Source organism: Pelomonas nitida, assembly GCF_043555975.1.
In the GTDB taxonomy this organism is placed as follows: domain Bacteria; phylum Pseudomonadota; class Gammaproteobacteria; order Burkholderiales; family Burkholderiaceae_C; genus Pelomonas; species Pelomonas nitida.
Genome location: NZ_JBIGIA010000004.1, coordinates 165,502 through 190,821 on the forward strand (window position 1 = coordinate 165,502; position 25,320 = coordinate 190,821).

Genomic DNA, 25,320 nt, shown 5'->3' on the forward strand with positions numbered 1-25,320 from the left:
CCCGCCGCTCACTGGGGCGGTTTGCGCTTGAGCAGTGCCAGCAGCACGCAGACCGTCAGCGTGGTGCCGATCAGCACATTGCCCACCCACGGGAAATGCTCGAGCTTGCCGTCCGCGCCGATGGTCACGATGTGCCCCGAGACGAGGGCCGCCAGCCCGCCGGCCAGCTGCTGCAGCGCGGCGTTGACGGCCGTGAACGCGCCGCGCTGCTCGGGCGCGGGAATGCCGGTGACGATGACCTGCCAGGGCACCATGCGCGAGAAGATGCCGGCGAACATGACGACGTTGATGACCACCAGCGTCGTCAGCGACGACGGCCCCAGCCGCGTGTAGATCGCCACCATCGCGATGGTGATCGCGCTGCCGGCATAGAACACCGGCAGCGGGCCGAGGCGGTCGGACAGCCGGCCCACCAGCGGCGCGACGACCATCGTGCTGATGCCGGTGATGAGGTAGACGATGGGCAGATGGTGCAGGTCGATGCCGACGTTGTTCACCGAGAACGCGCTGGCGAACGGCATGATCATGAAGCCGCCGGTCGTCAGCAGTGCGGTGATGAGGAAGGCATGCAGATGGCGCTTCACCGCCACCGTGTGCCACAGGTGGGCGAAGGCGCTGCGGTCGGTCTGCAGGGTCAGGTGGCCGTCCACCGGCGCCATGCGCCAGGCGATCAGCAGGCCGCCGAGCACGCCGAACACCACCAGTGCCAGAAAGGGCGCGTGCCAGTCCCAGTGGTTGGCCAGATAGAGCCCGAACGGCAGCCCCAGCACCTGGCTGGCGGCGAAGCCGCCCTGCAGCAACCCCATGACACGGCCACGCAGCGCGGGCTCGAACAGGTCGGCCGCGATCGCCATGACGATGGAGCCGATGACGCCGCCGAACAGGCCCGTGACGATGCGGGCCAGCAGCAGCGACTCGAAACTCGTCGCCAGCCCGCACCACAGCGTGCCGAGCAGGAAGCCGCTGAAGAAGAACAGCAGCAGCCGCTTGCGGTCGAACCGGTCGGCGAAGCCGGCCGTCAGCACGCCCGAGATGCCGGCGCTGAACGCATAGGCCGAGACGACGAGGCCGAACTGCTGCGTCGTCATCGACATGGCGGGCATGATCATCGCGCCCAGCGGCGACATGATCATGAAGTCCAGGATGACGGCGAACTGCAGCAGCGTCAGCAGCCCCGTGACGAAGCGCTGGTAGGGCGTGAAGGTGGCGGGCGGGGCTGAGGCGAGGGGCGCGGCGGTGCTCATGACCGCAGTGTCAGGCCGCCAGCGCCGGGATGTGGCAGCAGCGTGTGTCGTTTTTTATCGATCGTTGTCGTTGCGTTGCTGCCGAGGCCTTGTCCTACGCGCCGTCGCGCCGCGGCCTCACGGGGGCGGGCGCGGCCGCGCGCGACAGTGGCGCCATCCATCCTCAGCGGAGAAGCACCATGTCAGTCACGGACTGCCCCCCGCGGCCGGCGCCGCCCACCCCTCCCGCCGCAGACCGCATGATCTGCGTCGTCGGCACGGCCGACGTGTTGCGTCGCTTCGAGCGCGACCTGAGCGTGTTCCGCGCCGACGATGTCGGCGTGATGACCTGGTGCCTGGACGACGACTTCGGCGAGCCGCCGGCCGCTGCCGACTGGTGCGACGGCCTGGTGGTGCTGAACTCGGACGTGTGGGCCGCGCCCACCGGCTGCGCCCGCCTGCAGGCGCTGCTGAAGATGGCCTGGCGCTGCGGTCGCACGGTGGCGCTGTGCGGTGACGCCGTGACCTCGGTCAGCGTGCTGGGCTTCGCGAACGACGTGCCCGCCGAGGCCGAGGGCCTGTTCCTGTGCCCGCAAGGCCCCTGCCACGAGACGCTGGCCGAGTTCCTCGATGCCGTGAGCGAGCAGCCGCATCGCCGGCGCTGAAGCCGGCCCTGTTGAAGTGCCTCACTGACGCCCGCCTGCGCGCTGCAGGCGGGCGTCGGTTCTTTCGTGCCCGGTCCTGCCTCAGCTCTTCGGGCGCGGTGCGAGGCGGCAGTCCACCGGCGGCAGCTTTTCGCCCGGGTCGACAAAGGCCAGCAGCGCGGCCGGCGGGGCGAGCGCACCCAGCGCGAGTGCAGCCACGGCCCGGCCACCGAGGCTGCGGCCTTCCAGTGCCACGCGCGGGTCGGCCAGCGAACCCTGCAGCCGCAGCGGCGCGCGCAGCGTCAGTGGCGAGAAGTCTTTGGGGCTGGCCACCGCGCGCAGGTCCAGCGTCTCGCTGGCCAGGCTGATGCTGCCGTCCAGGTCGATGCGGCTGTCGCGGTTGTCGACGATGGCCGTGCGCGGGCGCAACACGCCGGCGGTGAAGCTGCCGTCCAGCCGCGCGCAGTTCAGCGGCAGGTTGCTGTCGCCCTTGAGCAGCATGCCCAGGCCCTGCGCGATGTCCAGGCCGATGGCCTCCGTCAGCAGATGGGACACGCTGCCGTTCTCCACACGCAGCTGCACCGGGCCGCTGAGGCTGGCGAGCAGCTCGGCCGTGCTGTGGCCACGGCCCTGCACGTCGATCTGTCCCTTCAGCTGGCCGGTCAGCGGGTGCTCGGTCAGCGCCTTCATGTCGGGTTTGAACCAGCGCTCGACGGCGAGGTCGTTGGCGTCCAGGCTGATGCGCCAGATGGGCGGCACGGGTTGGGTGTCGAGCTGGGCCGAGCCCGCGATGCGCCCGCCGGCCACGCCGGCCTTCAGCTGGCTCAGCGTCAGCACGCCGCTGCTGAGCACCACACGGCCGTTGACGGGGGAGAGCGGCTCCAGCGCGGTCGTGCCGAGGTCGAGCTGCTTCAAGGCCACGTCGACGTTCGCGTCCATCATGTGCAGCGCGGGCAGGTCCAGCGGCCGGTCGGGCAGCACGCGGTCGGCGCGGCTGGGCGGCGTGTCCGCGCCGATGGCGGGCCCCAGGTCGGCCAGACGCAGCGGGCCGCCGCGCAGCGTGCCGCTGAGCACGGGGCGGCGGGGCCGGGTGTCGAAGGCGAAGTCGCCGCCCAGCCGGCTGCCGCCGACCTGCGCGCGCACGGCGCCGAAGCGCCACACGCCGGCCTCGTGCTGGAGCCGGCCCGCGAGGTCCACGGGCGGCGTGTTGGGCAGCGTCACGCCGAAGGGGCGACCCACCGCATTCAGCGAGCTGCCGCGCACACGCAGCTGGCCGTCGAGCGCGCGGGCGTCCAGCAAGGACGACGCCGCGCCCTCGAAGCTCAGGTGCTGCGGCCCCTGGCGGAGGTCGACCGCCAGCCGCACGGGCGGCTCGTCGGCGTCGGCGGGGGAGAGCAGCGCCAGGCCCGCGCTGGCCTGGGCGTCCAAGGCGAGTTGCTGGCCGCGCAGCTCGCCCTTGACGTCGGCGCGCCAGCGGCCGTCGGCGTCCGTCGAGAAGTGCGCGTTGGCCTGCAGCAGCAGCGGTGCGTCGCTGACCCGCGCCGTGCCTCGGTGAATGAGGAGCCGATCGATCTGCGGCACGGCGGCCGGGGCGTCGGACGGGCCCTGGCGCTTCTCCGGCAAGGGCCAGGCGGTGCGGCCGTCGGCGTCGCGCTGCCAATCCAGCGACAGCGCGTCCGCCTTCACGGTGCGCAGCCGCAGAACGTCGCCCCGGTGCCAGCGCCACAGGTCCAGCCACGACCAGCCCAGCACCACGGCGCGGGCATCGGCCAGCGTTTCGCCCTGGGCCGCGACGAGGCGCAGCGACGAGGCCTCCAGCTGCGGGTGCCACAGCAGACGCAGGCGGCTGTCCGCGTCGACTTGCAGGCCTGGCACGCTGCGGGCGGCCAGGCGCGGGGCGAGGCCGGGCCAGCCGGCGAGCTCCATGCCGCCGAGGGCGGCGAGGGCCGCCACGGCGATCGCACTGGCGACGAGGGCAGTTTTTCGCTTCATGCCGGCATGCTCGGCAATCGGTGCGCCGGCCCGGGTGGGACGGCGGCGGCGCTCGCTGTAGGACGCCGCGCGGTGCGGCGCGGTCCGACATCACGTCGGCGCGCGGGCTGAATGCCGAAGGCCTGCCCCGCAGCCACAGTTGCATGGCCGGCCCTCGAGGCCTCAACCCCCGGAAGGACGACCGATGAAACAGCACCTCACCCGACTCCCCGTGCTCGCTGCCCTCGCGGTGGCCGCGGCACTGACCGCCTGCGGCAAGCATGACGACGAACGCACGGCCGGCCAGCGCCTGGACGGCGCCATCGCCGACGCCAAGCAATCTGCCGCCGAAACCAAGCGCGATGCTCAGAAGGCCGTGAACGACGCCGAGCGTTCGGCTGAACAGGCCGGCGACAAGGCCGCGCAGGTGACCAGCGACGTGACCATCACCGCCAAGGTCAACGCCGCCCTGGTGGCCGATGACAAGCTCAAGGCCACGCAGATCAACGTGGACACCCGCGAAGGCCAGGTCACGCTGACCGGCCAGGCGCCCGACGCGCAGTCGCGCGAGCGCGCCACGACGCTGGCCTCCGCCGTCGACGGCGTGAAGCACGTCAACAACCAGCTGGTCGTCAGCCCCAAGAACGGCTGATTGCACGGCTCGCTCGGGCGCTCCTGGTGGGAGCGCCCTTTTTGTCATGGCTTGCCCCGGGCCGTGGCGGCGGGGATCGCCGATACGATGGCCCGCCATGGATCTCAGCATCGCCGCCATCCTGGGCCTGGACGGCCTGACCAACGGGGCCATCTACGCCCTCGTCGCGCTGGCGCTGGTGCTGGTGTTTTCGGTCACCCGTGTCATCTTCATTCCGCAGGGCGAGTTCGTCGCCTACGGCGCGCTGACGCTGGCCTCGCTGCAGGCCGGCCAGCTGCCCGGCACGGTGTGGCTGCTGGTGCTGCTGGCACTGGCCGCGCTGGCGCTGGACGCGGCGCAAGCCTGGCGCGAACGCTGGGCGCCGGTGCGGCTGTTGCGGCAGTCGGCGATGGCCGCCGCCGCGCTGGCAGTGGCGGGTCTCACGGCCGTGTTGGCGCGGAGTCCGTGGGGCCCGGTGCCGCTGCTGCTGCAGGTGGTGCTGACGCTGGCGGTCGTCACGGCGATGGGGCCGCTGCTGCACCGCCTGGCCTACCGCGCGATGTCCGGCGCCAGCGTGCTGACGCTGCTCATCGTCTCCGTCGGTGTGCACTTCGCGCTCACGGGCCTGGGCCTGGTGTTCTTCGGTGCCGAGGGCTACCGCACGCCGGCATTCTGGGAGGCGCGCTTCGACGTCGGCCCCCTGAGCCTGACGGGGCAGACGCTGATCATCTTCGGCGTGTCGGCCGCGCTCATCGGCGCGCTGTTTGTCTTCTTCGAGCACACGCTGACGGGCAAGGCGCTGCGTGCCACCTCGGTCAACCGCACCGGCGCGCGGCTGATGGGCATCTCGGGTGATGCGGCCGGCGCGCTGAGCTTCACGATGGCGGCCTTCATCGGCGCGCTGTCGGGGCTGCTGATCTCGCCGTCCACGACCATCTATTACGACACCGGCTTCCTGATCGGCCTCAAGGGCTTCGTCGCCGCCGTGTTCGGCGGCCTGGCGAGCTTTCCGATGGCGCTGGGCGGCGCGATCGGCGTGGGCCTCATCGAGAGCTTCGGCGCCTTCTACGCGAGTGCGTTCAAGGAGGTCATCGTCTTCACGGTGATCCTGCCGGTGCTGCTGTGGCGGTCGTTCGTCGATCCGCATCGCGAGGAGCACTGAGGTGATGGTGCCCCTCGCCCAACCTCGCGTCGCTAGACGCGAGCGAGTCTGGTCGGTCCCCCGTGGGGACGGCGATGCTCGCGGCGTTGAGCCGCGAGCACATCGCCATCGCGGGCCGGCTTGGGAGCGGCCCGGCGTCCGGCCCGATCGGGATCAGGCGTCGCCGGTGCTGACATGACGCGCTCCCATCTGGCGGCCATCGCCGCCGCTGTTGTCTTCGCGCTGCCGTTTGCGCCGGTGCCGGACTTCTGGATCACGCAGCTGAACTACATCGGCCTGTTCTCGCTGGTCGTGCTGGGCCTGGTGCTGCTGACCGGCGTGGGCGGGCTCACGTCGTTTGGCCAGGCCGCGTTCGCCGGGGTGGGGGCTTACGCGACGGCCTACCTGACCGTCGTGCTGGGGCTGTCGCCGTGGCTGGGCCTGCTCGCCGGGCTGGCCATCACGGGTGTGCTGGCGTTGCTCATCGGCGTGCTGACGCTGCGCATGTCGGGCCACTACCTGCCGCTGGCCACCATCTGCTGGTGCCTGGCGCTGTACTACCTGGTCGGCAACCTCGAGCCGCTGGGCAAGTACGACGGCCTGCTGGGCCTGCCGGCGGTTCAGTTGGGCGAGTTCAGCCTGCAGAGCGAGCGCCGCCTGTACGGGCTGATCTGGGCCGTGGCGCTGCTGGCGGCCCTGGGCATCACGCGGCTGCTGGACTCGCGGCCCGGCCGCGTCATGCGCGCACTGAACGCGCACCGCGGCGGCGGCGTGACCATGCCCGAGGCGATGGGCGCGAGCACCTTCCGCTACAAGCTGGTGATGTTCGTCATCGCCGCGCTGCTGGCGTCCGTCTCCGGCTGGCTGTATGCCCACATGCAGCGCAGCGTGAACCCGTCGCCCTTCGGCATCAAGTTCGGCATCGAGTACCTGTTCATGGCCGTGCTGGGCGGCATCGGCACGGTGGGCGGGGCGTTCACCGGCGCAGCGCTGGTGAAGCTGGCGGAGGACCAGCTCAAGGTCTGGCTGCCGCTGCTGTTCGGCGGCTCGGGCAACTACGAAATCATCGTGTTCGGCGTCGTGCTGGTGTTGGTGCTGCGCTTCGCGCCCGACGGGCTGTGGCCTCTGTTCGCCCGGGTGTTGGCGCGCTGGCTGCCGGCGCGGGCTGACCGGGCGGTAGAGGAGGGCGCGCCACCACTGCCATCACGCCGCCGCCCCGAGCGCGGCGCGCCGTTGCTGCGCGTGCGCAAGATCCGCAAGACCTTCGGCGGGCTGGTGGCCGTGGACGACATCAGCTTCAGCCTCAGCGCGGGCGACATCGTGGGTCTCATCGGCCCCAACGGCGCGGGCAAGAGCACGACGTTCAACCTCGTGTCCGGCGTGCTGCCGCTCAGTGGTGGCGAGGTCGAGCTGGCGCAGCAGCGCGTGGACGGCCGGCCGAGCCGCGACATCGCCCGCGCGGGCCTGAGCCGCACCTTCCAGCACGTGAAGCTGGTGCCCGACATGACGGTGCTGGAGAACGTCGCCCTGGGCTGCTATGGGCGCACCCGCTGCGGCACGCTGGCCGCCATGCTGGGCCTGGACCGCGCCGAGGAGCGCCAGGCCCGCGCCGAGGCGATGCGCCAGTTGAAGCGCGTGGGCCTGGGCGAGCAAGCCCAGGCGCTGGCCGGCAACCTCGCGCTCGGCCCGCAGCGCCTCGTCGAAATCGCTCGCGCGCTGGCCAGCGACCCCGCGCTGCTGCTGCTGGACGAGCCCGCCGCCGGCCTGCGTCACCAGGAGAAGGTGGCCCTTGCCGACGTGCTCAGGCAGCTCAAGGCCGAGGGCCTGTCGCTGCTGCTCGTGGAGCACGACATGGACTTCGTCATGAAGCTCACCGACCGCATCGTCGTCATGGAGTTCGGCCGCTGGCTGATGGAGGGCACGCCGGCCGAGGTGCAGGCCAGCCCGGCCGTGCGCGCGGCCTACCTGGGGGCGGACGATTTGCCGGACGAGCGCGCGGCCGGGCCCAAGCCGGCCGGCATCCCCCCGGTGGATCGGCCGATGTACCCATCGGGCGAGGCGCGGACATGAGCGCGCTGCTGGAGGTCGTCGACTTGCATGCGGGCTATGGCCGCGCGGAGGTGCTGCAAGGCCTGAGCCTCGCGGTGCAGCCCAAGAGCGTCGTCACCGTGATCGGCCCCAACGGCGCCGGCAAATCCACGTTGCTCGGCGCGCTGATGGGGCTGATCCCGTCGCGCAGCGCCGCCCTCCGTTTGGCGGGTGAGGACATCGCCCGGATGACGCTCGAAGAACGCGTCATGGCCGGCCTGGCCCTGGTGCCCGAGAAGCGCGAGCTGTTCGCCACGATGAGCGTGGAAGACAACCTGCTGCTGGGCGGCTGGCGGCCACGCAAGCTCGGCGACAAGCGCTGGCGCGACGGGCTGGAGAGCGTGTATGCGCGCTTCCCGAGGCTGAAGGAGCGCCGCGTGCAGGCGGCGGGCACGCTGTCTGGCGGCGAGCGCCAGATGCTCGCTTTAGGCCGCGCGCTGATGGGCCAGCCCAGGCTCTTGATGCTGGACGAACCCAGCCTGGGCCTGGCGCCGCTGATCGTCCGCGAGATCTTCGCCATCGTCGACGACCTGCGCGCCGCAGGCGTGAGCATCCTGCTCGTCGAGCAGAATGCCCGCGCGGCGCTGCGCGTGGCGGATCACGGCCATGTGCTGGAGACGGGGGAGTTCGTACTCAGCGGGGCGGCGGAACAACTCGCCACGGACCCGAGGGTCATGGACACCTATCTCGGCGCAGCAGGCCCGCAGACCGGGCCAACGCAGCCGACCTGAAGGCGCGCTCCAGCGCCACATCGAGTTCAAGCGCTGCGGTCGGTGCAGCCAGGCACGATTCGGAGCAGCCTGTGCTTATTCGCGACTCCAAGCCAGCAGCTTGTTGTTGGCCGGCAGGTCCTGCCGCGCATGCAGTTGCAGACCCTCGCTGGCTGCGGCATCGCTCACGTCGCCCAGCTGCCGCAGGCCCCAGCGCGGGTCGCGGCCGCGCAGGTCGATGTCAAAGGCCAGATTGCTCGGCGCCGTCGCCTCGCCGTCCACGAGGTAAGGCCCATAGGTGATCAGCAGCCCGCCCGGCGCCAGGTGCCGCGCCGCCCCGCGCATCAGTCCGATCGTGCAGGCCCAGGGCGCGATGTGGATCATGTTGGCGCAGAAGATCGCGTCGACCTTCTGCGGCACGCCGGGCCAGTCGGTGTCCAGCACATCCAGCGTGAGCGGCGACCGGACGCGCGCCAGCCCTTCGCACCAGGCCGCGATCGACGGCAGCGAGCCGGCGTCGACGTCGCTGGGCTGCCATTGCCAGCCCGGCAGCCCTTCGCTCAGAAACGCCGCGTGCTGGCCGGTGCCACTGGCGATCTCCAGCAAGACGCTGGTCGGTGGCAGCAATCGCTGCAGCGCGGCAAGGATGGGCGGGCCGTTGCGCTCGGCCGCCGGGCTGTGGCGGGTGGCCGGTGAGTGCGGTGAGGTCGTCAGAAGCTGGTCCAGTCGTCATCACCGGCGGGTGCCGGTGCCCTGGCTGCCGGTGCGGGTGCCTGGGTGGGGGCCGGGCTCGTTGTCGGCGGGCGAGGTGCTGCCGGCCGGGCGGCGGGCGCAGGCCGGGGCGATGCGGCGGCCACGCGGGTCGGGGTGGCTCTGACGGGGCTCGGCGTCGGGGCGGTGGCGGTGCTGCGGGGGGCGTCACCGCTGACGCGGAACACCGACACGATCTCCACCATCTGCATGGCCTGCTGCTTGAGGCTCTCTGCAGCGGCGGCGGATTCCTCGACGAGCGCCGCATTCTGCTGCGTGACCTGGTCCATCTGCGATACGGCCTGCTCGACCTGACCCACGCCGTCGGCCTGTTCGACGCTGGCGTTGCTGATCTCGCCGACGATGTCGGTCACGCGCTGGATGGCCTGCACCAGCGAGTCCATCGACGCGCCGGCCGTGTCGACCTGCTGGCTGCCGCGCTCCACCTGCTCGACGCTGCTGGTGATGAGGCCTTTGATCTCCTTGGCGGCCTCGGCGCTGCGCTGGGCCAGCGTGCGCACTTCACCGGCCACGACGGCGAAGCCCCGGCCCTGCTCACCGGCACGGGCGGCTTCGACGGCGGCGTTCAGCGCCAGGATGTTGGTCTGGAAGGCGATGCCGTCGATGGTGCCGATGATGTCGGCGATCTTGCGGCTGGAGTCGCTGATGCCGCGCATGGTGTTGACGACGTCGCCCACGGCGCTGCCGCCCTGGCGAGCCGCGTCGACGGCGCTGCGGGCCAGTTGGTCGGCCTGGCGCGCGTTGTCGGCGTTGCTGCGCACGGTGCTGGCCAGCTCCGACATCGTGGCCGCCGTTTGCTGCAGCGCGGAGGCCTGTTGCTCGGTGCGCTGGCTCAGGTCGGCGTTGCCCTGGGCGATCTCGCTGCTGGCGGTGGAGACCGATTCGGCATTGGCACGCACACGGGACACGGTGTTCATGAGGCCTTGCCGCATGCGTTCGAGGGCCCGCATCAACTGCGCCGCCTCGTCGCCGCCGCGGGCGTCCACCGTTTGGTGCAGGTCGCCGTCGGCCACGGCGTCGGCCACGGTCACGGCGCGTTGCAGCGGGCCGGTGATGGAGCGGATGAGCAGCCGCGACAACAGCAGCGCCACGATGGCCACGGCAACGAGGGCGGAGATCACGACGTTGCGCCCCGTGGCGTAAGCACCGTCGGCGGTGCCGCTGGCCTGGTTCGCTCCCCGGGTGTTCAGCTCGACGAGCTTGTCCAGTGTGTCGGAGGCCGCATCGAAGGCCTTGCGCGATTCGCCCTCCAGGATGGCGCGGGCTTTTTCGGTCTCGTTCTTGCGCGAGAAGGCGTAGAGCTTGTCATGGGCAGCCATGTAGCTCTTCCAGTCGGCCATGAATTCGTCGTAGAGCTTTTGTTCTTCCGGTGAGCTGATGAGCTTGGCGTAGGCTGAGCGGTTCTTCTCCCAGCTCGCCATGATGTTGGCCATCTGCTTGTCCTTGACGGCCATGTCGGCGTCTTCCGTGGCCAGCACATGGCCGATCTCGGCGACGCGGTAGTCGGAGCAGTTGGTGTTGAGCTGGTTCACCAGCGCGACGCTGGGCAGCCAGTTGGAGGTGATGTCGTGCGTCTGCTCCTGCATGCGCTTCATCTGCAGCACGGCCAACGCGGACATCAGCATCAGCAGCGCCAGCATGACGCCCATGACCGCCGCCAGGCGGGGCCCGATCTTCCATTGCATGGGATTCATTCGATTCCTCCGTGCGTCTCGACGCGCGGCCCGGCGGGTGGCGTCGACTTGACACGGGGCAGTCTCGCCTGCGGCAACGGCGATGTCCATGCGGCCGCCGTCGTGTTTTGCCATTAATTTGGCAAATTCGGCAAAAACAAATCTGCCGATTCAGGCCAGTTAGCCGGACTGGAAGTCCCGCACGGCCTGCAGCAGTTCGGCCTCGGTGTTCATGACGAAGGGGCCATGTTGCGCGATGGGCTCACCCAGCGGCTGGCCGGCCACCAGGATGGCGCGGGTGGACGCATCGCCGGCCTGCAGCCGCACGCCGTCGCTGCCCGGTGTGTTGGCCAGCACGGCCATGCGGCCGGCGGGCTGAAGGCAGCCACCGTCGTGTTGCAGCGCGCCCTCATACACATACAGGAAGGCGTTGTGCGTGGCCGGCAGCGGCTGCTCGAACCGCGCGCCGGGGGCCAAGTGCACATCGAGGTACAGCGGCTCGGTGACCGCCCGCTGTACGGCGCCCTTCACGCCATGGCTCTCGCCGGCAATGACGCGCACCGTCACGCCGCCCAGCGTGTAGGTCGGCACTTCGGTGCTGGCGATGTCCCGGTACCAGGGTTCGCGCAGCTTGTCCCGGGCGGGCAGGTTCAGCCAGAGCTGGAAGCCGGCCATGCGGCCGTCGGTCTGCTCGGGGGTCTCGCTGTGGATGACACCGCGGCCCGCCGTCATCCACTGCACGCCGCCGTCGGTGACCAGGCCTTCGTTGCCGGCGGAGTCGCGGTGGCGGATGCGCCCCTGCAGCATGTAGGTGACGGTTTCGAAGCCCCGATGCGGATGCTCGGGGAAGCCGGCGATGTAGTCGTCCGGGTTGTCGGAGCTGAAGTGGTCCAGCATCAGGAAGGGGTCCAGCCGGCGCTGCAGGTTGCGTGTCAACACGCGGCTGAGCTGGACGCCCGCGCCGTCACGGGTGGGCTGGCCGGCGACCAGGTGTTCCACCCGGCGCGGCTGGTTCAGCGATGAGGGGGCCATGGTGTTCATGAGGCGGTCCTGTTCAAGGGGAGGGGCGGGCGGCGCGTGAAGGGCGCTGCCCGCCGCCAGGTGGCGCTTGCAGCGCCTGGCGGCTCAGGCCGCCAGCAGTTCGGTGATCTGGGCGCGGGCGCTGGCCAGCCCCTGATCTGCGGCGAACGCCATGCCCTCGGCATACACGAACGACACGTCCGTCATGCCCAGGAAGGCCAGCACGGCGCGCAGATAAGGCGTCATCTGGTCGCTGGGCTGGTCGCGGTGGATGCCGCCGCGGCTGGTGACGACATAGACCTTCTTGCCGGTGACCAGCCCCACGGGGCCCTTCTCGGTGTAGCGGAAGGTGACGCCGGCGCGGGCCACGGCGTCGATCCAGTTCTTGAACTGGGCCGTCACGTTGAAGTTGTACATCGGCACGCCGATGACGATGGTGTCGGCCGCGAGCAGTTCGGCGATGACGGCGTCGTCCTGGGCGACGCGTGCGGCCTGCTCCGGCGTGCGCTGGTCGGCGGGTGTGAACAGGGCGCCGAGCGCGGCTTCGTCCAGCAGCGGCTGGGGAGACACGGCCAGGTCGCGCACCGTGACGGTGGCGTCGGGGTGGGCCGCGCGCAGGCCGGCGGTCAGTTCATTGGCCAGGCGGGTCGAGACCGAGCCCTGGTCGTCTTGGAGGCGGCGGGCACTGGCGTTGATTTGCAGGATGTTCATTCGGCGCTCCGGTGGGGGCTGTTGCGATGGAATGAACTCTAGGGCTGTTGAATCAGCGATAGAAGGCGCGGAATTGCATAAGATTGTTCCGTCAATGGATCAATGACTGGCCATGGAATCAGATGCCGACGACCTCCTGCTGTTCGCGCGCGTCATGGACGCTGGCAGCTTCAGCCGTGCCGCCGAGCGCGTGCGGTGGCCCAAGAGCACCGTGTCGCGGCGCATCGCCGCGCTGGAAGCGCGCCTCGGCGAGAAGCTGCTGCAGCGCACGACGCGCAAGCTGACGCTGACCGACTTTGGCGCGGGCGTGCTGGAGCATGCGCGTGCGGTGGCGGCCGAAGTGGATGGCGCACTGGCGCTGGCGCTGCACCGCCAGCAAAAGCCCAGTGGCCGGCTGCGCGTCAGCATGCCTGCGGATTTCGCGGAGCGCGTGGCAGCCGGCATGCTGGCGCAGTTCGCGCTGGACTACCCCGAGGTCCAGCTGATGCTGGACCTGACGCCGCGTCGCGTGGACCTCATCGGCGAGGGCTTCGATCTCGCCATCCGCATGGGTCAGCTGGACGACGACAGCCAGCTCGCCGCCCGCAAGCTGGCCACGTCGCACTGGGGGCTGTATGCCGCGCCCGAGTACCTGGCGCGTGTCGGCGAGCCGCTGCTGCCCCCGGCGCTGGAGGCCATGCACGCGCTGATGCTGCTGACGCGAACGGGCGACCCGGTGCCATGGCGGCTGGAGCGCGAGGGTGCCGAGCCGGTGGTCGTGAACCCTGCCCAGCGGACGCTGGCCAATTCGCCCAGCCTACTGGCTCAGCTGGCGCTGAGCGGTGTCGGTATCGCGGGCCTGGACCGGCTGCTGGTGCGCCACGCGGCCGACCTGGGCCGGCTGCAGCGTGTGTTGCCGGACTGGCAGCTGCCGGGCTCCAGCTGCTGGGCGGTGTTCCCGGAGCGGCGGCTGATGCCGCTGCGCACGCGGGTGTTTCTCGAAGCGATGTCGGCCTTGCTCGAGGCCTGCCCGTCACCGGAGCCCTGAGCGGCCGCGTCAGTCCTCGGAGTTGTTGAACGCGAACTCCACGGCCACTTCGCGGGCCGTCGGAATCGGCGAGAAGCGCCATTGCTTGACGGCATCGACCGACGCCGTGCCCAGCCGGCTGTGGCTGGCAGCGAGCGTCTCGGCCGAGGCGACCGAACCGTCGGGCGCCACGGTGAACTTGACGCGCGCATAGCCACTGGTGAACGAGGTCTGCTGCAGCTGGCGCGGAATGCTAGGGTTGACCCGAAGCAGCAATTTGAGCGGCACCTCTTCTTCCTCTTCGACGGCGGGCGGCTCGGCCACCCGTGCGGCGGTGGGGAGGGGGGCTGCCGGAGCGGGTGTGGGCGAGGCCGAGGCCAGCAGCGTCGACTGCTGCGCGTCGGGCTTTGATGCGGCGGCCATGGCTGGCGCCGAAGCCGCCGCCGTCTTGGTGCTTGCTGCTGCGGCGGCTACAGGAGCGGGCGCGGGGGCAGCCTTGCGGGGCGCGGCAGCAGTTGCCGGGGCGGGAGCCGGCGCCGGGGCGGGGGCAGGTGAGCCGGCGGGCGCGGGCGCTGCGGCAGCCGCGCCTTGGCGGGTTGCCCCCTTGTCGCCATTCAACTTGATCCAATTGAACACTGCGTCGGCGGCCTTTTGCGCGCGCTCCATGCCCTTCGGAACTTGAGCGGGTTCGGTCTGGGCGGTCGCCAGCTGCGTCAGCAGCATCGCGGCGGCAATGGTGGTCAGCTTGAACGTGAGGACAGCGTTCGGGCCAGGGATCATGACGGCTCCACGGGATGACAGCGAAAATACGGGGGGCAGGCTTTATGCCCGACTCTATTCAACGCCGCGCGCAGCACCAGCCGGGTTTGCCCCGCCAATCGTGCAATTTGTCCAGGTATTGCGTTGTAACTTCACGTACCGTTGAGTAAGGAGCGGCAGCGCTTTTCGTGCTGCCGAATTTCCGCCAGCGTGACCTCAATATCGTCGCGCTGCTGCTCCAGTTGTTGCCGATGCTGCGCCAGGATGGTCAGAAATGCGCGCAGCTGTGGTGCGGCGCTGGCCTGGCTGTCATACATGTCGACAAGCTGCTTGATTTCCTGCAGTGACAACCCCAGCCGCTTGCCACGCAGCGTGAGCTTCAGACGCGTGCGGTCGCGCTGGCTGTAGACGCGGTTGCGCCCCTTGCGGCCCGGCTCCAGCAGGCCCGCTTCTTCGTAGAAGCGAATGGCGCGTGGCGTGATGTCGAACTCCGCGGCAAGCTCGGTGATCGTGAAGGTCGACTGCGGCGGTTCGGTCGCGACGGAGACTGGCTTGCGAGAGGGCATGGCTACACTCGATTGACGTAAACGTCAGTCTAAATCCCACCCGCAGCACCATGGCCAACGCCCGCGAATCCGAACTGCAATACCCCCTTGGCGACACGCTGCCGCAGCCCGGCCGTGTGCTGGATCTGGCGCCCGGCGTGCGCTGGGTGCGCATGGGGCTGCCCTTTGCGCTGGACCATATCAACCTGTGGCTGCTGCGGGACCGGCTGGACGGTCGCGAGGGATGGACGATCGTGGACTGCGGCATCGCATCCGACGACACGCGGGCCCATTGGGAGCAGGTGTTCGCCGAGGGGCTCGACGGCCTGCCGGTGCTGCGCGTGATGGCCACGCATTTCCACCCCGACCATCTCGGCCTCGCCCACTGGCTGACCGAGCGTTGGGCCTGCCGGCTGTGGATGAGCGCGACCGACTTCAACCTGGCAAGGCTGGCCAGCAGTTCCACCGTGGGCATGGGCGGCGAGACGGTAGCCGCGTTTTTCGGCAGCCATGGGCTGACCGATCCGGAGTCGCTGGAGAAGATCCGCGCCCGGGCCGACTACTACCCACGCATGGTGCCGCAGGTGCCGCGCAGCTACCGGCGCTTGATGGACGGCATGCAGGTCGATATTGGCGGGCGTGCCTGGCGCTGCATTGCCGGTTACGGCCATGCGCCGGAGCACATCAGCCTGTTCTGCCAGGAGGAGGCGCTGCTGATCAGCGGCGACATGGTGCTGCCGCGCATCTCGACGAATGTGTCCGTCGTCGACGTCGAACCCGAGGCTGACCCGCTGACGCTGTATCTGGCATCGCTCGGCCGCTATGCGGACCTGCCGTCTGACACATTGGTGCTGCCGTCGCATGGCAAGCCGTTCACCGGCTTGCACGCACGTATCGATCAACTGCGTGAGCACCATGACGAGCGCCTGGCGGACGTGATGGCGGCCTGCCGGCAGGCGCCAACGGATGCGGCTGCGCTGCTGGGTGTGCTGTTCAAGCGCAAGCTGGACCTGCACCAGACAACCTTCGCGATGGGCGAAGCCATTGCCCACTTGAACGCGCTGTGGCTGAGCGGGCAGCTGAGCCGCGTGCTGGGCAGCGACGGCATCTACCGGTTCTCAGCCGCCTGAAGGCTGGCGGCGTGGCGCACAAAGTAAAACGCCGCCCCGGAATCATCCGGTGGCGGCGTTTCTGCCCGGTACCTTTACTCCCTCAATCTCCGCCGGCCTTTGGCCGACCTCGGTACCTCTGATGACAGCGTCGTCAGCTAGTGTTGCTGAATGTGAATGACTTGGTATGACAAAGGTCAGGAAATATTCACTTGCAAACGATTGCAGTTGCGACTGAGTCGCATCTGCGTCACTGTACGACGATGGATTCGCCCTTCAAGGCCTCCCGTGAGCGTTCGAAATCGGGCAACACGGAGCGCACGGTGTCCCAGAAGGCCGGGCTGTGATTCATCTCGCGCAGGTGGGCCAGTTCATGCGCGACGACGTAGTCGATGATGGCCGGCGCGAAGTGGATGAGCCGCCAGTTCAGCCGGATGGAACCGTCGGCGCTCGCGCTGCCCCAGCGCGTCTGGGCGGATGACAGTCGCAGGGATTTCATCGTCACACCGAGTCGCTCGGCGAAATGCCGGCAGCGGGGCAGGAAGTCTTCCCGCGCGCGGGCCTGCAGCCAGGCCTGGGTGAGGTCGCGGATCTGTTCGGCGGCGGCGCCGTGCGGCAGCGGCAGCCGCAACTCGCGGGTGTCGGCATCCCAGCTGACCACCCGCTCGGACGGGGCGACAACCAGTGTCAGCGGCTGGCCCAGGTAGGGCAGGCGGCCGCCGTCAATCCAGTCGATGCGGGCAGCCTGCAGGCGCTGCTGGCGCTCACGCTGTTCGACGAGCTTGCGCAGGATCCACTCGCCCTTGTGATGCAGGGCCCGCTCGATCTCGGCGATAGGCACCCAGCGCGGCGCGCTGACGCGCAAGCCCTGCGGCCCGACGACGAAACCGATGGAGCGCCGCCTTGCGCGTTTGAGTTCATAGCCGACGCGGTGCTGGCCCAGCCAGAGCTCGCGCCGCGCGCGGGCTGCGCCGGGGTCGGCCGGCTCGACGTCTGCTGTCGCGTCGAACAGCGACAGCTGGCTGTCGTTCAGCAGCGTGGCCGGGCGCTTGGGCGGCATGGGGCTCAGTGCTGGCTGGCCGCGCTGCCGATGCTGGCGGGCGCTGCGGGGGCATAGGCGTCGGGGTCGAGCCGGCGCATCTCGCTCTCGATCCAGTCCTTGACCTCGAGCATCAGCTCCCCAGGCTCGCGGCCCTCCGGCCGGATCTGGCGGCCGATGGAGATGTCCACGACGCCCGGCTTGAGCAGGAAGCTCTTGCGCGGCCAGCAGCGTGCGGCCGTGGCGGCGATGGGCACCACGGGCAGGCCGGCCTCGATGGCCAGGCGCGTGCCACCGGTCTTGTACTCACCCACCTGGCCGCGTGCGATGCGCGTGCCTTCCGGGAACATGATGACCCAGTTGCCCTGACCGCCCAGGCGTTTGCCCTGCTTGAGGACCTTGTTCCAGGCCTCCGTGCGGCGGCCGCGATCGATGTGGATCATGTCCATGCGCGCCATCGCCCAGCCGAAGAAGGGCACGTACAGCAGCTCCCGCTTGAACACATAGGCCAGCGGGTGGCTCAGCAGCGCCGGGTAGGCGAAGGTCTCCCAGGTGCTCTGGTGCTTGGACAGCAGCACCACGCCGGCCTGCCGGTCTTCGGCGGGAGGCAGGTTCTCCATGCCGTGGATGCGCCAGCGCACGCCGCAGATGTAGCGGGCGCTCCAGATGGCGATCTTGAGCCAGTTGGCGCAGGCCCAGTAGATGGGGTCGCCGCGCCGGAAGATGGACAGCACCAGCACGCCGAGGGCCCAGGGAATGACCGTCACGACCAGGACGAGGATGAAGATCAGCGAGCGGATGGCGCTCAGCAGGGTGGACATCAGTGAAGGTCTCCGGCCTGGGTATCGGGGGGCATGGCCTGGCCGCGCTGCTCCGCAACGCGCCGGCGTTCTTCCTGGATGAGCGCTTCGGCAAAGCTCATCAAATCGTCGTGCACACGGGCGCCCGGCACTTGACCGAGCAGGTTGGCGAGTTCGGTGGGCCCGAGGCTGCCGAAGGGGCCGGTGAGCACGAGGTGGGGGATGCAGCCGGCGTTCTGGGCCGTCAGCAAGTCGGTCAGCGACGCGCCGACCATGTGGACCTGGGGCAGCTCCACATCGAAACGCTCGCCGATCTGCTGGATCAGGCCCGGCAGCGGCTTGCGGCAGTCGCAGCCCTCTTCGGGCGTGTGCGGGCAGAAGAAGGCGGCGTCCAGGCGCCCGCCCTTCTCGGCGAGCAGCTGGTTCAGCCGCAGGTGCACGGCGTTCAGCGAGGCCATGTCGAGCAGGCCCCGCCCGATGCCGGCCTGGTTGGTGGCCAGCACCGTGTGCCAGCCGGCATGGTTCAGCCGGGCAACGGCCTCGAGGGCCCCGGGCAGCGGATCGAGTTCTTCCGGCGCCTTGACGTGGTCGTCGCGGTAGCGGTTGATCGTGCCGTCACGGCCGAGGATGACCAGCTTCATGCCGTGGGCGTGGTCGGCGCGCATGTCAGCGACACCCGGCCGGCCGAGGCCACGAAGCGCTGCGGGGCGCGGTGGTGGGCGAGCAGGGTGGGCGTGTCATGGGGTCCTCAGGCAAGGCGTGACAGATCGGCGACGCGGTTCATGGCGGCGTGCAGGCGGCCCAGCAGCGCGAGCCGGTTGGCGCGCAGCGCCGGGTCTTCGGCATTCACCATGACGTCCTCGAAGAAGGTGTCGACCGGGCCCCTCAGCGCGGCTAGGGCCTTGAGCGAGCCGGTGTAGTCGTGCTGCTCGAACAACGAGTCAGCCTGTGGCTGTACGTCGGCGATGGCCTTCGCGAGCGCTTGCTCGGCAGCTTCCGTCAGCAGCTCGGGCTTGACCTCGGTCGGCAGCTCGCCCTCGACCTTCTTCAGGATGTTGCCGACACGCTTGTTTGCGGCCGCCAGCGACGCGGCCTCGGCCAGCGCGGCGAAGGCACGCACGGCCTCCAGGCGCTTGGGCACCTCGCCCAGGCGCGTGGGGGCCAGCGCCAGCACGGCGTCGACTTCCTGGGCGCTGTAGCCCTGGTCGCGCAAGGAGACGGCCAGGCGGTCGGCGAAGAAGGTCAGCAGCGCATCACGGGGATTCGTGATCAGTTCGCCGAACGCCGGCACGGCCGCGTCGATCAGCGCGGGCAGCTCCAGCGGCAGGTTTTTCTCGACGAGGATGCGGATCACGCCCAGCGCGTGGCGGCGCAGCGCGAACGGGTCCTTGTCGCCCGTGGGCAGCTGGCCGATGCCGAACAAGCCCACCAGCGTCTCCAGCTTGTCGGCCAGCGCGACGACCGTGCCGGTGTGGTTGCGCGGCAGCGCGTCACCGGCGAAGCGGGGCTTGTAGTGGTCCTCGATCGCGATGGCGACGCCGTCGCGCAGGCCCTCGTGGCGGGCGTAGTAGCCGCCCATGATGCCCTGCAGCTCGGGGAACTCGCCGACCATGTCGGTCAGCAGGTCGCACTTGGCCAGCAGCGAGGCCTGCTTGACCTTGCTGTCGAGCACCTTGAACTCGTCGTCGGCCTCCACCGTGTAGGGCAGCGTCGCCATGCTGAGCTGCTGCACGATGGCATGGGCGATGGCCTGCACGCGGGCCGTGCGCTCGCCCTGCGAGCCCAGCTTGCCGTGGTAGACCACCTTGGCCAGGCCGGGCAGGCGGTCTTCGAGCTTCTTCTTGCGGTCCTGGTCGAAGAAGAACTTGGCGTCGGCCAGGCGCGGGCGCACGACGCGCTCGTTGCCGCCGGTCACGGCAGACGCGTCGGCGGGTGCGATGTTGCTGACGACGAGGAAGTGGCGGGTCAGCTTGCCCGCCGCGTCCAGCAGCGGGAAGTACTTCTGGTTGGCCTTCATCGTGAGAATCAGGCACTCCTGCGGCACCGCCAGGAACTCGGGCTCGAAGGCGCAGGTCAGCACGTTGGGGCGCTCGACCAGCGCGGTCACTTCGTCCAGCAGCGCGTCGTCGGCTATGGGTGTCAGGCTCAGCGCATCGGCCGCGCCCTTGAGCTGGCGCGCGATCTCGGCGCGGCGCTCGGCGAAGCTGGCGATGACGGCGCCCTGCTCGCGCAACTGAGCGGCATAGCTGTCGGCCGAGTTGATGCTGACCGCGGCCTGCGCGGCCTCGAAGCGGTGGCCTTGCGTCACTCGGCCGGAGCTCAGGCCCAGGGACTGGACGGGCACGACCTCGGCACCATGCAGCGCGATGAGGCCGTGCGCCGGGCGCACGAACTTCACGTCCGTCCAGCCGTCGGCCAGCTGGTAGGTCATGACCTTCGGGATCGGCAGCTTGGCCAGCGTTTCGTCCAGTGCCTTTTGCAGGCCCTGGGCCAGCGTGGCGCCGGGCTGGATGCTGTCCCAGAACAGCGCTTCGGCCTTGCCATCGGGCAGGCGCTTGAGCTGCGGCACGACTTCCGGGCCGGCGCCGACGGCCGCGAGCTTCTTCAGCAGCGCGGGCGTGGCCTGGCCGTCGGCGGTCAGCGCGACGGCGACGGGCATCAGCTTCTGCTGCACGGCCTTGTCGGCGGCCTTGGGCGAGACGCCCTGGACATGCACGCCCAGCCGGCGCGGCGACGCGAAGGCGGTGACGGCGGCGTCGGCGCCCGCCAGGCCTTGTGCCTTCAGGCTGTCGGCCAGCACGGCGGCGAAAGACTCGCCCAGTTTCTTGAGCGCCTTGGGCGGCAGCTCTTCGACAAACAGTTCAACCAGGAGGTTTGCAGACATCACGCGGCCGCCTTCTTGTTGTTCTTCAGTTCGATCTGCGCAACCACTTCATCGGCCCAGGCCTTGGGCGCCATCGGGAAGCCCAGGCGCGCGCGGCTTTCGAGATAGCTCTGCGCCACGGCGCGGGCCAGGTTGCGGATGCGGCCGATGTAGGCCGCGCGCTCCGTCACCGAGATGGCGCCGCGCGCGTCCAGCAGGTTGAAGCTGTGGCCGGCCTTCAGCAGCTGCTCGTAGGCGGGCAGGGCCAGCTTCTCGACCATCAGCTCCTGGCTCTTGCGCTCGTGCGCGGCAAAGGCCGACAGCAGAAAGTCCACGTCGCTGTGCTCGAAGTTGTAGGTGCTCTGCTCCACCTCGTTCTGGTGGAACACGTCACCGTAGGTCAGGCCGTCGGTGTAGACCAGGTCGTAGACCGATTCCTTGCCCTGCAGATACATCGCCAGGCGTTCCAGCCCGTAGGTGATCTCGCCGGTGATGGGCTTGCAGTCGATGCCGCCGACCTGCTGGAAATAGGTGAACTGCGTCACTTCCATGCCGTTGAGCCAGACCTCCCAGCCCAGGCCCCAGCAGCCGAGCGTCGGGTTCTCCCAGTCGTCCTCGACAAAGCGCACGTCGTTCTTCTTCAGATCGAAGCCCAGCGCCTCCAGCGAGCCCAGGTACAGCTCCAGGATGTTGGCCGGCGCGGGCTTGAGCACGACCTGGTACTGGTAGTAGTGCTGCAGGCGGTTGGGGTTCTCGCCGTAGCGGCCGTCCTTGGGGCGGCGGCTGGGCTGCACGTAGGCGGCCTTCCAGGGCTCGGGGCCCAGGGCGCGCAGGAAGGTGGCCGTGTGGCTGGTGCCAGCGCCGACTTCCATGTCGTAGGGCTGCAGCAGCGCGCAGCCTTGTTTGGACCAGTAGTCCTGCAGGGTCAGGATGATTTGCTGGAAGGTCAGCATGTCAGTGGCGCCCGGCCGCCCGAAGCCACTCAGCGCCCCCTAGCGGGGTGGCGAGCGGCAGCGAGCGTGGGGGCATGTTGTTTTGGGACGAAAGGGGGTGGCCGATTCTATTGGGCGCCACCATGGCCCGACGTTATCGGGCGGCTCTGTGCAGCCCCGCCAGCGCCAGCAGTGCCAGCAGCCAGAGTGGCCACAGGCCCAGGGCGGCCAGCCAGCGGGCGTAGGGCGTGCTGCCGAGGCGCCCGTCGACGCTGACCTCCAGCACGCCGCGCGCCAGCGCGGGCAGCCTATCGGTGACAAGGCCGTGGTGGTCGATGACGGCGGTGGCGCCGGTGTTGGTGGAGCGGACGAGCGGCCGCTGGAACTCCAGCGCACGCATCTGCGAGAACTGCAGGTGCTGGTCCTGGATCATGAGGGTGCCGAACCAGGCGAGGTTGCTGACGTTGACGAACATCGTCGCGGCCTGCGGGCCGACGGCGCTCTGCACCACGTCCTCGCCGAACAGATCCTCGTAGCAGATCAGCGGCCGCAGGCGCTGGCCCGCCACGTCCCAGGCCTGCTGGTGGTCGCCGCGCGCCTGGTCGTCCATCGGAATGCCCATGGCGCGCACAAACCAGCCCAGGCCCGGCGGGATGAATTCGCCGAAGGGCAGCAGATGGCGCTTGCCGTAGTGATAACTGCTGCCGAGGTCGACGACGGAGTTCACATAGCCGCTCTCGGCGCTGCCCAGGAAGGTGCCCAGCAGCACCGGGTGGCCCGGGCGCGACAGGCGATCAAGGGTGCCGGCATCCAGCTCCGAGAGCGGCAGCGGCAGCACGGATTCCGGCGTGATGACGACCTGGCCCTTGGCGGACTCGATGAGGCCGGCCAGCGTTTCCAGGTTGGCGGAGAAGCGTTCGGGGTCGAACTTCTGATCCTGCGGGATACTGGGCTGCACCAGCGACAGCGCGACGCTGCCGCTGGAGGTCGTGAAGTCCTGCGGCAGCAACAGGCCGGCCAGTGGCAGCACGAGCGCCGGGGCGGCCCAGGTCCAGGCGCGCTCCTTCAGCAAGGCCAGGCCCACAGACGCCAGTGCGGCCAGCGCGGTGATGCCATAGACGCCCACCCACGCCGCCCAGCCGGCCAGCGGGCCGACGGTGTGGGCGTAGCCGGAGGCGATCCAGGGGAAGCCGGTGAACCAGGTCGCCCGGGCGAGTTCGGCCAGCAGCCACGCGGGCGCCAGCGCCAGCAGCCGCCAGCGGCCGGCCGGCAGCCAGCGCGCGGTCAGGCCCAGTGCCAGCGCGTAGTAGCAGCTCAGGAAGGCCGCCAGCAACGCGACGGCGGCCGCGGCTGCCAGCCACGGGATGCGGCCGAACTGGTGCATGCTGATGTGCAGCCACCACAGGCCCGAGGCCAGCCAGCTGAAGCCGAACAGCCCGCCGCACCAGGCCGCCACCCGCGGCGTGGCGTGGGCAATCAGGCCGAACAGCAAGGCCTGCGCGGCGATCTGGGCCCACCAGGCGTCGGTCGGGGCGAAAGAGGCGGTCTGCAACAGGCCGGCCGCCAACGCGGCGGCAGCAGCAAGGCGCGGCCTCACGCTTCGGTCTCTTCGGCGGGCGCCCGCGTCACCTTGAACCAGCGCACGGCGCCACCGCGCGTCAGCATGACCGCGAAGTTCAGCCCGGCCACCTGCACGGCCTCGCCGCGGCGCGGCACTCGCCCGTGCTCATGGGCGACCAGGCCGCCGATGGTGTCGAAGTCGCTGTCGGGCAGCGCCAGGCTGAAGGCACCGTTGACGGCCGCGATGCTCGCATCGCCCGCCACGCGCTGGCTGCCATCGGCCAGCGTGTAGATGCCGGTGTCGGAACTCTGCTCGTCGAACTCGTCCTCGATCTCGCCGACGATTTCCTCCAGCACGTCCTCGATGGTGATCAGGCCGGCCGTGTTGCCGAATTCGTCGATGACGATGGCCAGGTGGTTGCGATTCGAACGAAAGTCGCGCAGCAGCTCGTTGAGCCCTTTGCTCTCCGGCACGAAGACGGTGGGGCGCAGCAGCGCCCGCAGGTTCAGCTCGGGCGCGCGCTGCATCTTCAGCAGGTCCTTGGCCAGCAGGATGCCGATGATGTTGTCGCGGTGGCCCTCGTAGACCGGGAAGCGCGAGTGGCCGGTGTCGATGACGACGGCCAGCAACTCGTCGTAGGGAGCGTCGATGTCCAGCTGGTCCATGCGGGGCGCGGCCACCATGGCGTCGCCGGCCGACAGCTCGGCCATTCGCAGCACGCCTTCGAGCATCTGCCGCGACTCGGGCTCGATGAGCTCGCGTTGCTCGGCGTCTGCCAGCGTTTCGATCAGTTCGGTCTTGGAGTCAGGGCCGGGGTGCAGGAACTCCAGCATGCGCTCCAGCAGGCCGCGGGCCTCGGGCGGTTGTTTGGCGGCCCCGCGCAATGGGGGGCGGCCTGAATGCGGTTCGCTCAAGGGGAGCTGTCAGGGTATTGCGGAAGGGACAGAATAGCCGATTGGTTTGACAAGACCTTGTCCCGGGGCGCCTAGTCCCCATATCTGCTGCCTTCCCGAAACGGTCCCCACCATGTCCACTGCCCAAGGCCTCATCCCTGCAACCATCCTCACGGGCTTCCTCGGCGCCGGCAAGACCACGCTGCTCAAGCGGGTGCTGACCGAGGCGCACGGCCAGAAGATTGCCGTCATCGAAAACGAGTTCGGTGAAGAGAACATCGACACCGACATCCTGGTGTCGGACACCAACGAGCAGATCATCCAGATGAGCAACGGCTGCGTGTGCTGCACGATCCGCGAGGACCTGCGCACGACGCTGTCGGACCTGGCGGCCAAGCGTCGCAAGGGGGAGCTGGACTTCGAGCGCGTCGTCATCGAGACCACCGGCCTGGCCGACCCCGGCCCCGTGGCGCAGACCTTTTTCATGGACGACGAGATCGCCGAGGCCTACCTGCTGGACTCGGTGCTGACGCTGGTGGACGCCAAGCACGCCGACCAGCAGCTCAACACGCGCCAGGAAGCGCGCATGCAGGTGGGCTTCGCCGACCAGATCTTCATCAGCAAGAGCGACCTGGTCGAGCCGGCTGCCGTGGAGGCGCTGATCCACCGCATCAAGCACATGAACCCGCGCGCGCCCATCCAGACCGCGCATTTCGGCGAGGTGGCGCTGAGCAAGGTGTTCGACCTGCGCGGCTTCAACCTGAACGCCAAGCTGGAGATCGACCCGGACTTCCTGAAGGCCGACGATCACGGGCACGACCACCACCATCATCACGACCATGATCACCACGATCATGAGCATGGCGAGCATTGCGATCATCCGCACCACCATCATCACGATGACGACGTGAAGAGTTTCGTGTTCCGCGCCGACAAGCCGTTCAACCCGGCCAAGCTGGAGGACTTCCTCGGCGCCATCGTGCAGGTCTACGGGCCCAAGATGCTGCGATACAAGGGTGTCCTACACATGAAAGGCACGGAGAAGAAGGTCATCTTCCAGGGCGTTCACCAGATGATGGGGTCTGATCTCGGCCCGAAGTGGATGCCGGGCGAGAAAAAGCAGAGCAAGATGGTGTTCATCGGGATCGACCTGCCAAAAGAGGTGCTGTTGCAAGGCCTGGAAGGTTGCCTGGCGTGATGTTTTATGGCCGGCTGCGGCCATATTTTGTG

General features: G+C 69.4%; 23 protein-coding genes. 8 read left to right on the forward strand and 15 right to left on the reverse strand.

What is annotated here, in order from left to right:
* Nucleotides 1-8: 8 nt before the first annotated feature.
* Nucleotides 9-1,244, reverse strand: coding sequence for an MFS transporter (locus ACG00X_RS06775; protein WP_394487287.1), 1,236 nt, complete (start codon nt 1,242-1,244; stop codon nt 9-11).
* 179 nt (nt 1,245-1,423) lie between these two features.
* Here ACG00X_RS06775 and ACG00X_RS06780 point away from each other — a divergent pair, with 179 nt between their 5' ends.
* Nucleotides 1,424-1,888: a hypothetical protein gene (locus ACG00X_RS06780; protein WP_394487288.1), complete on the forward strand. Its 465-nt coding sequence runs from the start codon at nt 1,424-1,426 to the stop codon at nt 1,886-1,888.
* A gap of 81 nt (nt 1,889-1,969) precedes the next feature.
* On the opposite strand, the gene ACG00X_RS06785 is transcribed toward ACG00X_RS06780, so the two are convergent.
* A complete protein-coding gene (locus ACG00X_RS06785) occupies nt 1,970-3,859 on the reverse strand; it encodes an AsmA family protein (protein ID WP_394487290.1) in 1,890 nt (629 codons plus the stop codon).
* 184 nt (nt 3,860-4,043) lie between these two features.
* Here ACG00X_RS06785 and ACG00X_RS06790 point away from each other — a divergent pair, with 184 nt between their 5' ends.
* The 4 genes from ACG00X_RS06790 to ACG00X_RS06805 all read left to right on the forward strand — a co-directional run bounded on the left by ACG00X_RS06790 (nt 4,044) and on the right by ACG00X_RS06805 (nt 8,429).
* Nucleotides 4,044-4,490, forward strand: a complete 447-nt coding sequence (locus tag ACG00X_RS06790; protein WP_394487291.1) for a BON domain-containing protein — start codon at nt 4,044-4,046, stop codon at nt 4,488-4,490.
* Between the two features lie 97 nt (nt 4,491-4,587).
* Nucleotides 4,588-5,631 (forward strand): branched-chain amino acid ABC transporter permease, encoded by a 1,044-nt coding sequence (locus tag ACG00X_RS06795; protein WP_394487293.1) that lies wholly within the window; start codon nt 4,588-4,590, stop codon nt 5,629-5,631.
* Nucleotides 5,632-5,805: 174 nt separating this feature from the next.
* Complete coding sequence (locus ACG00X_RS06800; RefSeq protein WP_394487295.1) at nt 5,806-7,680, forward strand: branched-chain amino acid ABC transporter ATP-binding protein/permease; 1,875 nt, start codon at nt 5,806-5,808, stop codon at nt 7,678-7,680.
* Nucleotides 7,677-8,429: an ABC transporter ATP-binding protein gene (locus ACG00X_RS06805; RefSeq protein WP_394487296.1), complete on the forward strand. Its 753-nt coding sequence runs from the start codon at nt 7,677-7,679 to the stop codon at nt 8,427-8,429. Before ACG00X_RS06800 ends, ACG00X_RS06805 begins: the two co-directional genes overlap by 4 nt.
* A gap of 75 nt (nt 8,430-8,504) precedes the next feature.
* Here the strand turns inward: ACG00X_RS06805 and ACG00X_RS06810 are convergent, their stop codons facing one another.
* From ACG00X_RS06810 to ACG00X_RS06825, 4 genes are all read right to left on the reverse strand, one after another.
* Nucleotides 8,505-9,122: a DUF938 domain-containing protein gene (locus tag ACG00X_RS06810; protein ID WP_394487437.1), complete on the reverse strand. Its 618-nt coding sequence runs from the start codon at nt 9,120-9,122 to the stop codon at nt 8,505-8,507.
* A complete protein-coding gene (locus ACG00X_RS06815; protein ID WP_394487298.1) occupies nt 9,119-10,873 on the reverse strand; it encodes a methyl-accepting chemotaxis protein in 1,755 nt (584 codons plus the stop codon). The genes ACG00X_RS06810 and ACG00X_RS06815 overlap by 4 nt, the downstream gene beginning before the upstream one ends.
* Nucleotides 10,874-11,032: 159 nt before the next feature.
* Nucleotides 11,033-11,893 carry a pirin family protein gene (locus ACG00X_RS06820; RefSeq protein ID WP_394487299.1) on the reverse strand — a complete coding sequence of 287 codons (861 nt, stop codon included), beginning with the start codon at nt 11,891-11,893 and terminating at the stop codon, nt 11,033-11,035.
* Between the two features lie 84 nt (nt 11,894-11,977).
* Entirely contained in the window at nt 11,978-12,583 is a 606-nt protein-coding gene (locus tag ACG00X_RS06825) for an FMN-dependent NADH-azoreductase (RefSeq protein WP_394487300.1), read from the reverse strand.
* Nucleotides 12,584-12,695: 112 nt separating this feature from the next.
* Here ACG00X_RS06825 and ACG00X_RS06830 point away from each other — a divergent pair, with 112 nt between their 5' ends.
* A complete protein-coding gene (locus ACG00X_RS06830; RefSeq protein WP_394487301.1) occupies nt 12,696-13,610 on the forward strand; it encodes a LysR family transcriptional regulator in 915 nt (304 codons plus the stop codon).
* A 9-nt stretch (nt 13,611-13,619) separates the two neighbouring features.
* Here the strand turns inward: ACG00X_RS06830 and ACG00X_RS06835 are convergent, their stop codons facing one another.
* Together ACG00X_RS06835 and ACG00X_RS06840 are read right to left on the reverse strand one after the other, a co-directional pair.
* A complete protein-coding gene (locus ACG00X_RS06835; protein ID WP_394487302.1) occupies nt 13,620-14,012 on the reverse strand; it encodes a TonB family protein in 393 nt (130 codons plus the stop codon).
* 488 nt (nt 14,013-14,500) lie between these two features.
* Complete coding sequence (locus ACG00X_RS06840) at nt 14,501-14,914, reverse strand: MerR family transcriptional regulator (protein WP_394487304.1); 414 nt, start codon at nt 14,912-14,914, stop codon at nt 14,501-14,503.
* Between the two features lie 50 nt (nt 14,915-14,964).
* Here ACG00X_RS06840 and ACG00X_RS06845 point away from each other — a divergent pair, with 50 nt between their 5' ends.
* Nucleotides 14,965-16,023, forward strand: a complete 1,059-nt coding sequence (locus ACG00X_RS06845; RefSeq protein WP_394487306.1) for an MBL fold metallo-hydrolase — start codon at nt 14,965-14,967, stop codon at nt 16,021-16,023.
* Between the two features lie 229 nt (nt 16,024-16,252).
* Here the strand turns inward: ACG00X_RS06845 and ACG00X_RS06850 are convergent, their stop codons facing one another.
* The 7 genes from ACG00X_RS06850 to ACG00X_RS06880 all read right to left on the reverse strand — a co-directional run bounded on the left by ACG00X_RS06850 (nt 16,253) and on the right by ACG00X_RS06880 (nt 24,111).
* Nucleotides 16,253-17,062, reverse strand: coding sequence for a M48 family metallopeptidase (locus ACG00X_RS06850; protein WP_394487307.1), 810 nt, complete (start codon nt 17,060-17,062; stop codon nt 16,253-16,255).
* A 5-nt stretch (nt 17,063-17,067) separates the two neighbouring features.
* A complete protein-coding gene (locus ACG00X_RS06855; RefSeq protein ID WP_394487308.1) occupies nt 17,068-17,862 on the reverse strand; it encodes a lysophospholipid acyltransferase family protein in 795 nt (264 codons plus the stop codon).
* On the reverse strand, nt 17,862-18,506 hold the full coding sequence (gmhB, locus tag ACG00X_RS06860) for a D-glycero-beta-D-manno-heptose 1,7-bisphosphate 7-phosphatase (protein WP_394487309.1): 645 nt from the start codon (nt 18,504-18,506) through the stop codon (nt 17,862-17,864). The genes ACG00X_RS06855 and gmhB overlap by 1 nt, the downstream gene beginning before the upstream one ends.
* Nucleotides 18,507-18,589: 83 nt before the next feature.
* On the reverse strand, nt 18,590-20,725 hold the full coding sequence (gene glyS, locus ACG00X_RS06865; protein ID WP_394487310.1) for a glycine--tRNA ligase subunit beta: 2,136 nt from the start codon (nt 20,723-20,725) through the stop codon (nt 18,590-18,592).
* A complete protein-coding gene (gene glyQ / locus ACG00X_RS06870; protein ID WP_394487311.1) occupies nt 20,725-21,657 on the reverse strand; it encodes a glycine--tRNA ligase subunit alpha in 933 nt (310 codons plus the stop codon). The genes glyS and glyQ overlap by 1 nt, the downstream gene beginning before the upstream one ends.
* A gap of 133 nt (nt 21,658-21,790) precedes the next feature.
* Nucleotides 21,791-23,233 carry an apolipoprotein N-acyltransferase gene (lnt, locus tag ACG00X_RS06875; protein WP_394487312.1) on the reverse strand — a complete coding sequence of 481 codons (1,443 nt, stop codon included), beginning with the start codon at nt 23,231-23,233 and terminating at the stop codon, nt 21,791-21,793.
* On the reverse strand, nt 23,230-24,111 hold the full coding sequence (locus ACG00X_RS06880) for an HlyC/CorC family transporter (protein ID WP_394487313.1): 882 nt from the start codon (nt 24,109-24,111) through the stop codon (nt 23,230-23,232). The genes lnt and ACG00X_RS06880 overlap by 4 nt, the downstream gene beginning before the upstream one ends.
* A gap of 112 nt (nt 24,112-24,223) precedes the next feature.
* On the opposite strand from ACG00X_RS06880, the gene ACG00X_RS06885 reads away from it, so the two are divergent.
* Nucleotides 24,224-25,288 carry a CobW family GTP-binding protein gene (locus tag ACG00X_RS06885; protein WP_394487314.1) on the forward strand — a complete coding sequence of 355 codons (1,065 nt, stop codon included), beginning with the start codon at nt 24,224-24,226 and terminating at the stop codon, nt 25,286-25,288.
* Nucleotides 25,289-25,320: the final 32 nt, after the last annotated feature.

Excerpts from the sequence above, each read along its gene's own strand:
- glyS (WP_394487310.1), bottom strand. The coding sequence starts at position 20,725 with ATGTCTGCAAACCTCCTGGTTGAACTGTTTGTCGAAGAGCTGCCGCCC.
- gmhB (WP_394487309.1), bottom strand. The coding sequence starts at position 18,506 with ATGCGCGCCGACCACGCCCACGGCATGAAGCTGGTCATCCTCGGCCGT.
- ACG00X_RS06795 (WP_394487293.1), top strand. The coding sequence starts at position 4,588 with ATGGATCTCAGCATCGCCGCCATCCTGGGCCTGGACGGCCTGACCAAC.
- ACG00X_RS06830 (WP_394487301.1), top strand. The coding sequence starts at position 12,696 with ATGGAATCAGATGCCGACGACCTCCTGCTGTTCGCGCGCGTCATGGAC.
- ACG00X_RS06825 (WP_394487300.1), bottom strand. The coding sequence starts at position 12,583 with ATGAACATCCTGCAAATCAACGCCAGTGCCCGCCGCCTCCAAGACGAC.
- ACG00X_RS06805 (WP_394487296.1), top strand. The coding sequence starts at position 7,677 with ATGAGCGCGCTGCTGGAGGTCGTCGACTTGCATGCGGGCTATGGCCGC.
- ACG00X_RS06850 (WP_394487307.1), bottom strand. The coding sequence starts at position 17,062 with ATGCCGCCCAAGCGCCCGGCCACGCTGCTGAACGACAGCCAGCTGTCG.
- glyQ (WP_394487311.1), bottom strand. The coding sequence starts at position 21,657 with ATGCTGACCTTCCAGCAAATCATCCTGACCCTGCAGGACTACTGGTCC.
- ACG00X_RS06780 (WP_394487288.1), top strand. The coding sequence starts at position 1,424 with ATGTCAGTCACGGACTGCCCCCCGCGGCCGGCGCCGCCCACCCCTCCC.
- ACG00X_RS06885 (WP_394487314.1), top strand. The coding sequence starts at position 24,224 with ATGTCCACTGCCCAAGGCCTCATCCCTGCAACCATCCTCACGGGCTTC.
- ACG00X_RS06790 (WP_394487291.1), top strand. The coding sequence starts at position 4,044 with ATGAAACAGCACCTCACCCGACTCCCCGTGCTCGCTGCCCTCGCGGTG.
- ACG00X_RS06845 (WP_394487306.1), top strand. The coding sequence starts at position 14,965 with ATGGCCAACGCCCGCGAATCCGAACTGCAATACCCCCTTGGCGACACG.
- ACG00X_RS06815 (WP_394487298.1), bottom strand. The coding sequence starts at position 10,873 with ATGAATCCCATGCAATGGAAGATCGGGCCCCGCCTGGCGGCGGTCATG.
- ACG00X_RS06785 (WP_394487290.1), bottom strand. The coding sequence starts at position 3,859 with ATGAAGCGAAAAACTGCCCTCGTCGCCAGTGCGATCGCCGTGGCGGCC.
- ACG00X_RS06820 (WP_394487299.1), bottom strand. The coding sequence starts at position 11,893 with ATGAACACCATGGCCCCCTCATCGCTGAACCAGCCGCGCCGGGTGGAA.
- ACG00X_RS06840 (WP_394487304.1), bottom strand. The coding sequence starts at position 14,914 with ATGCCCTCTCGCAAGCCAGTCTCCGTCGCGACCGAACCGCCGCAGTCG.
- ACG00X_RS06800 (WP_394487295.1), top strand. The coding sequence starts at position 5,806 with ATGACGCGCTCCCATCTGGCGGCCATCGCCGCCGCTGTTGTCTTCGCG.
- ACG00X_RS06775 (WP_394487287.1), bottom strand. The coding sequence starts at position 1,244 with ATGAGCACCGCCGCGCCCCTCGCCTCAGCCCCGCCCGCCACCTTCACG.
- ACG00X_RS06835 (WP_394487302.1), bottom strand. The coding sequence starts at position 14,012 with ATGGCCGCCGCATCAAAGCCCGACGCGCAGCAGTCGACGCTGCTGGCC.
- ACG00X_RS06855 (WP_394487308.1), bottom strand. The coding sequence starts at position 17,862 with ATGTCCACCCTGCTGAGCGCCATCCGCTCGCTGATCTTCATCCTCGTC.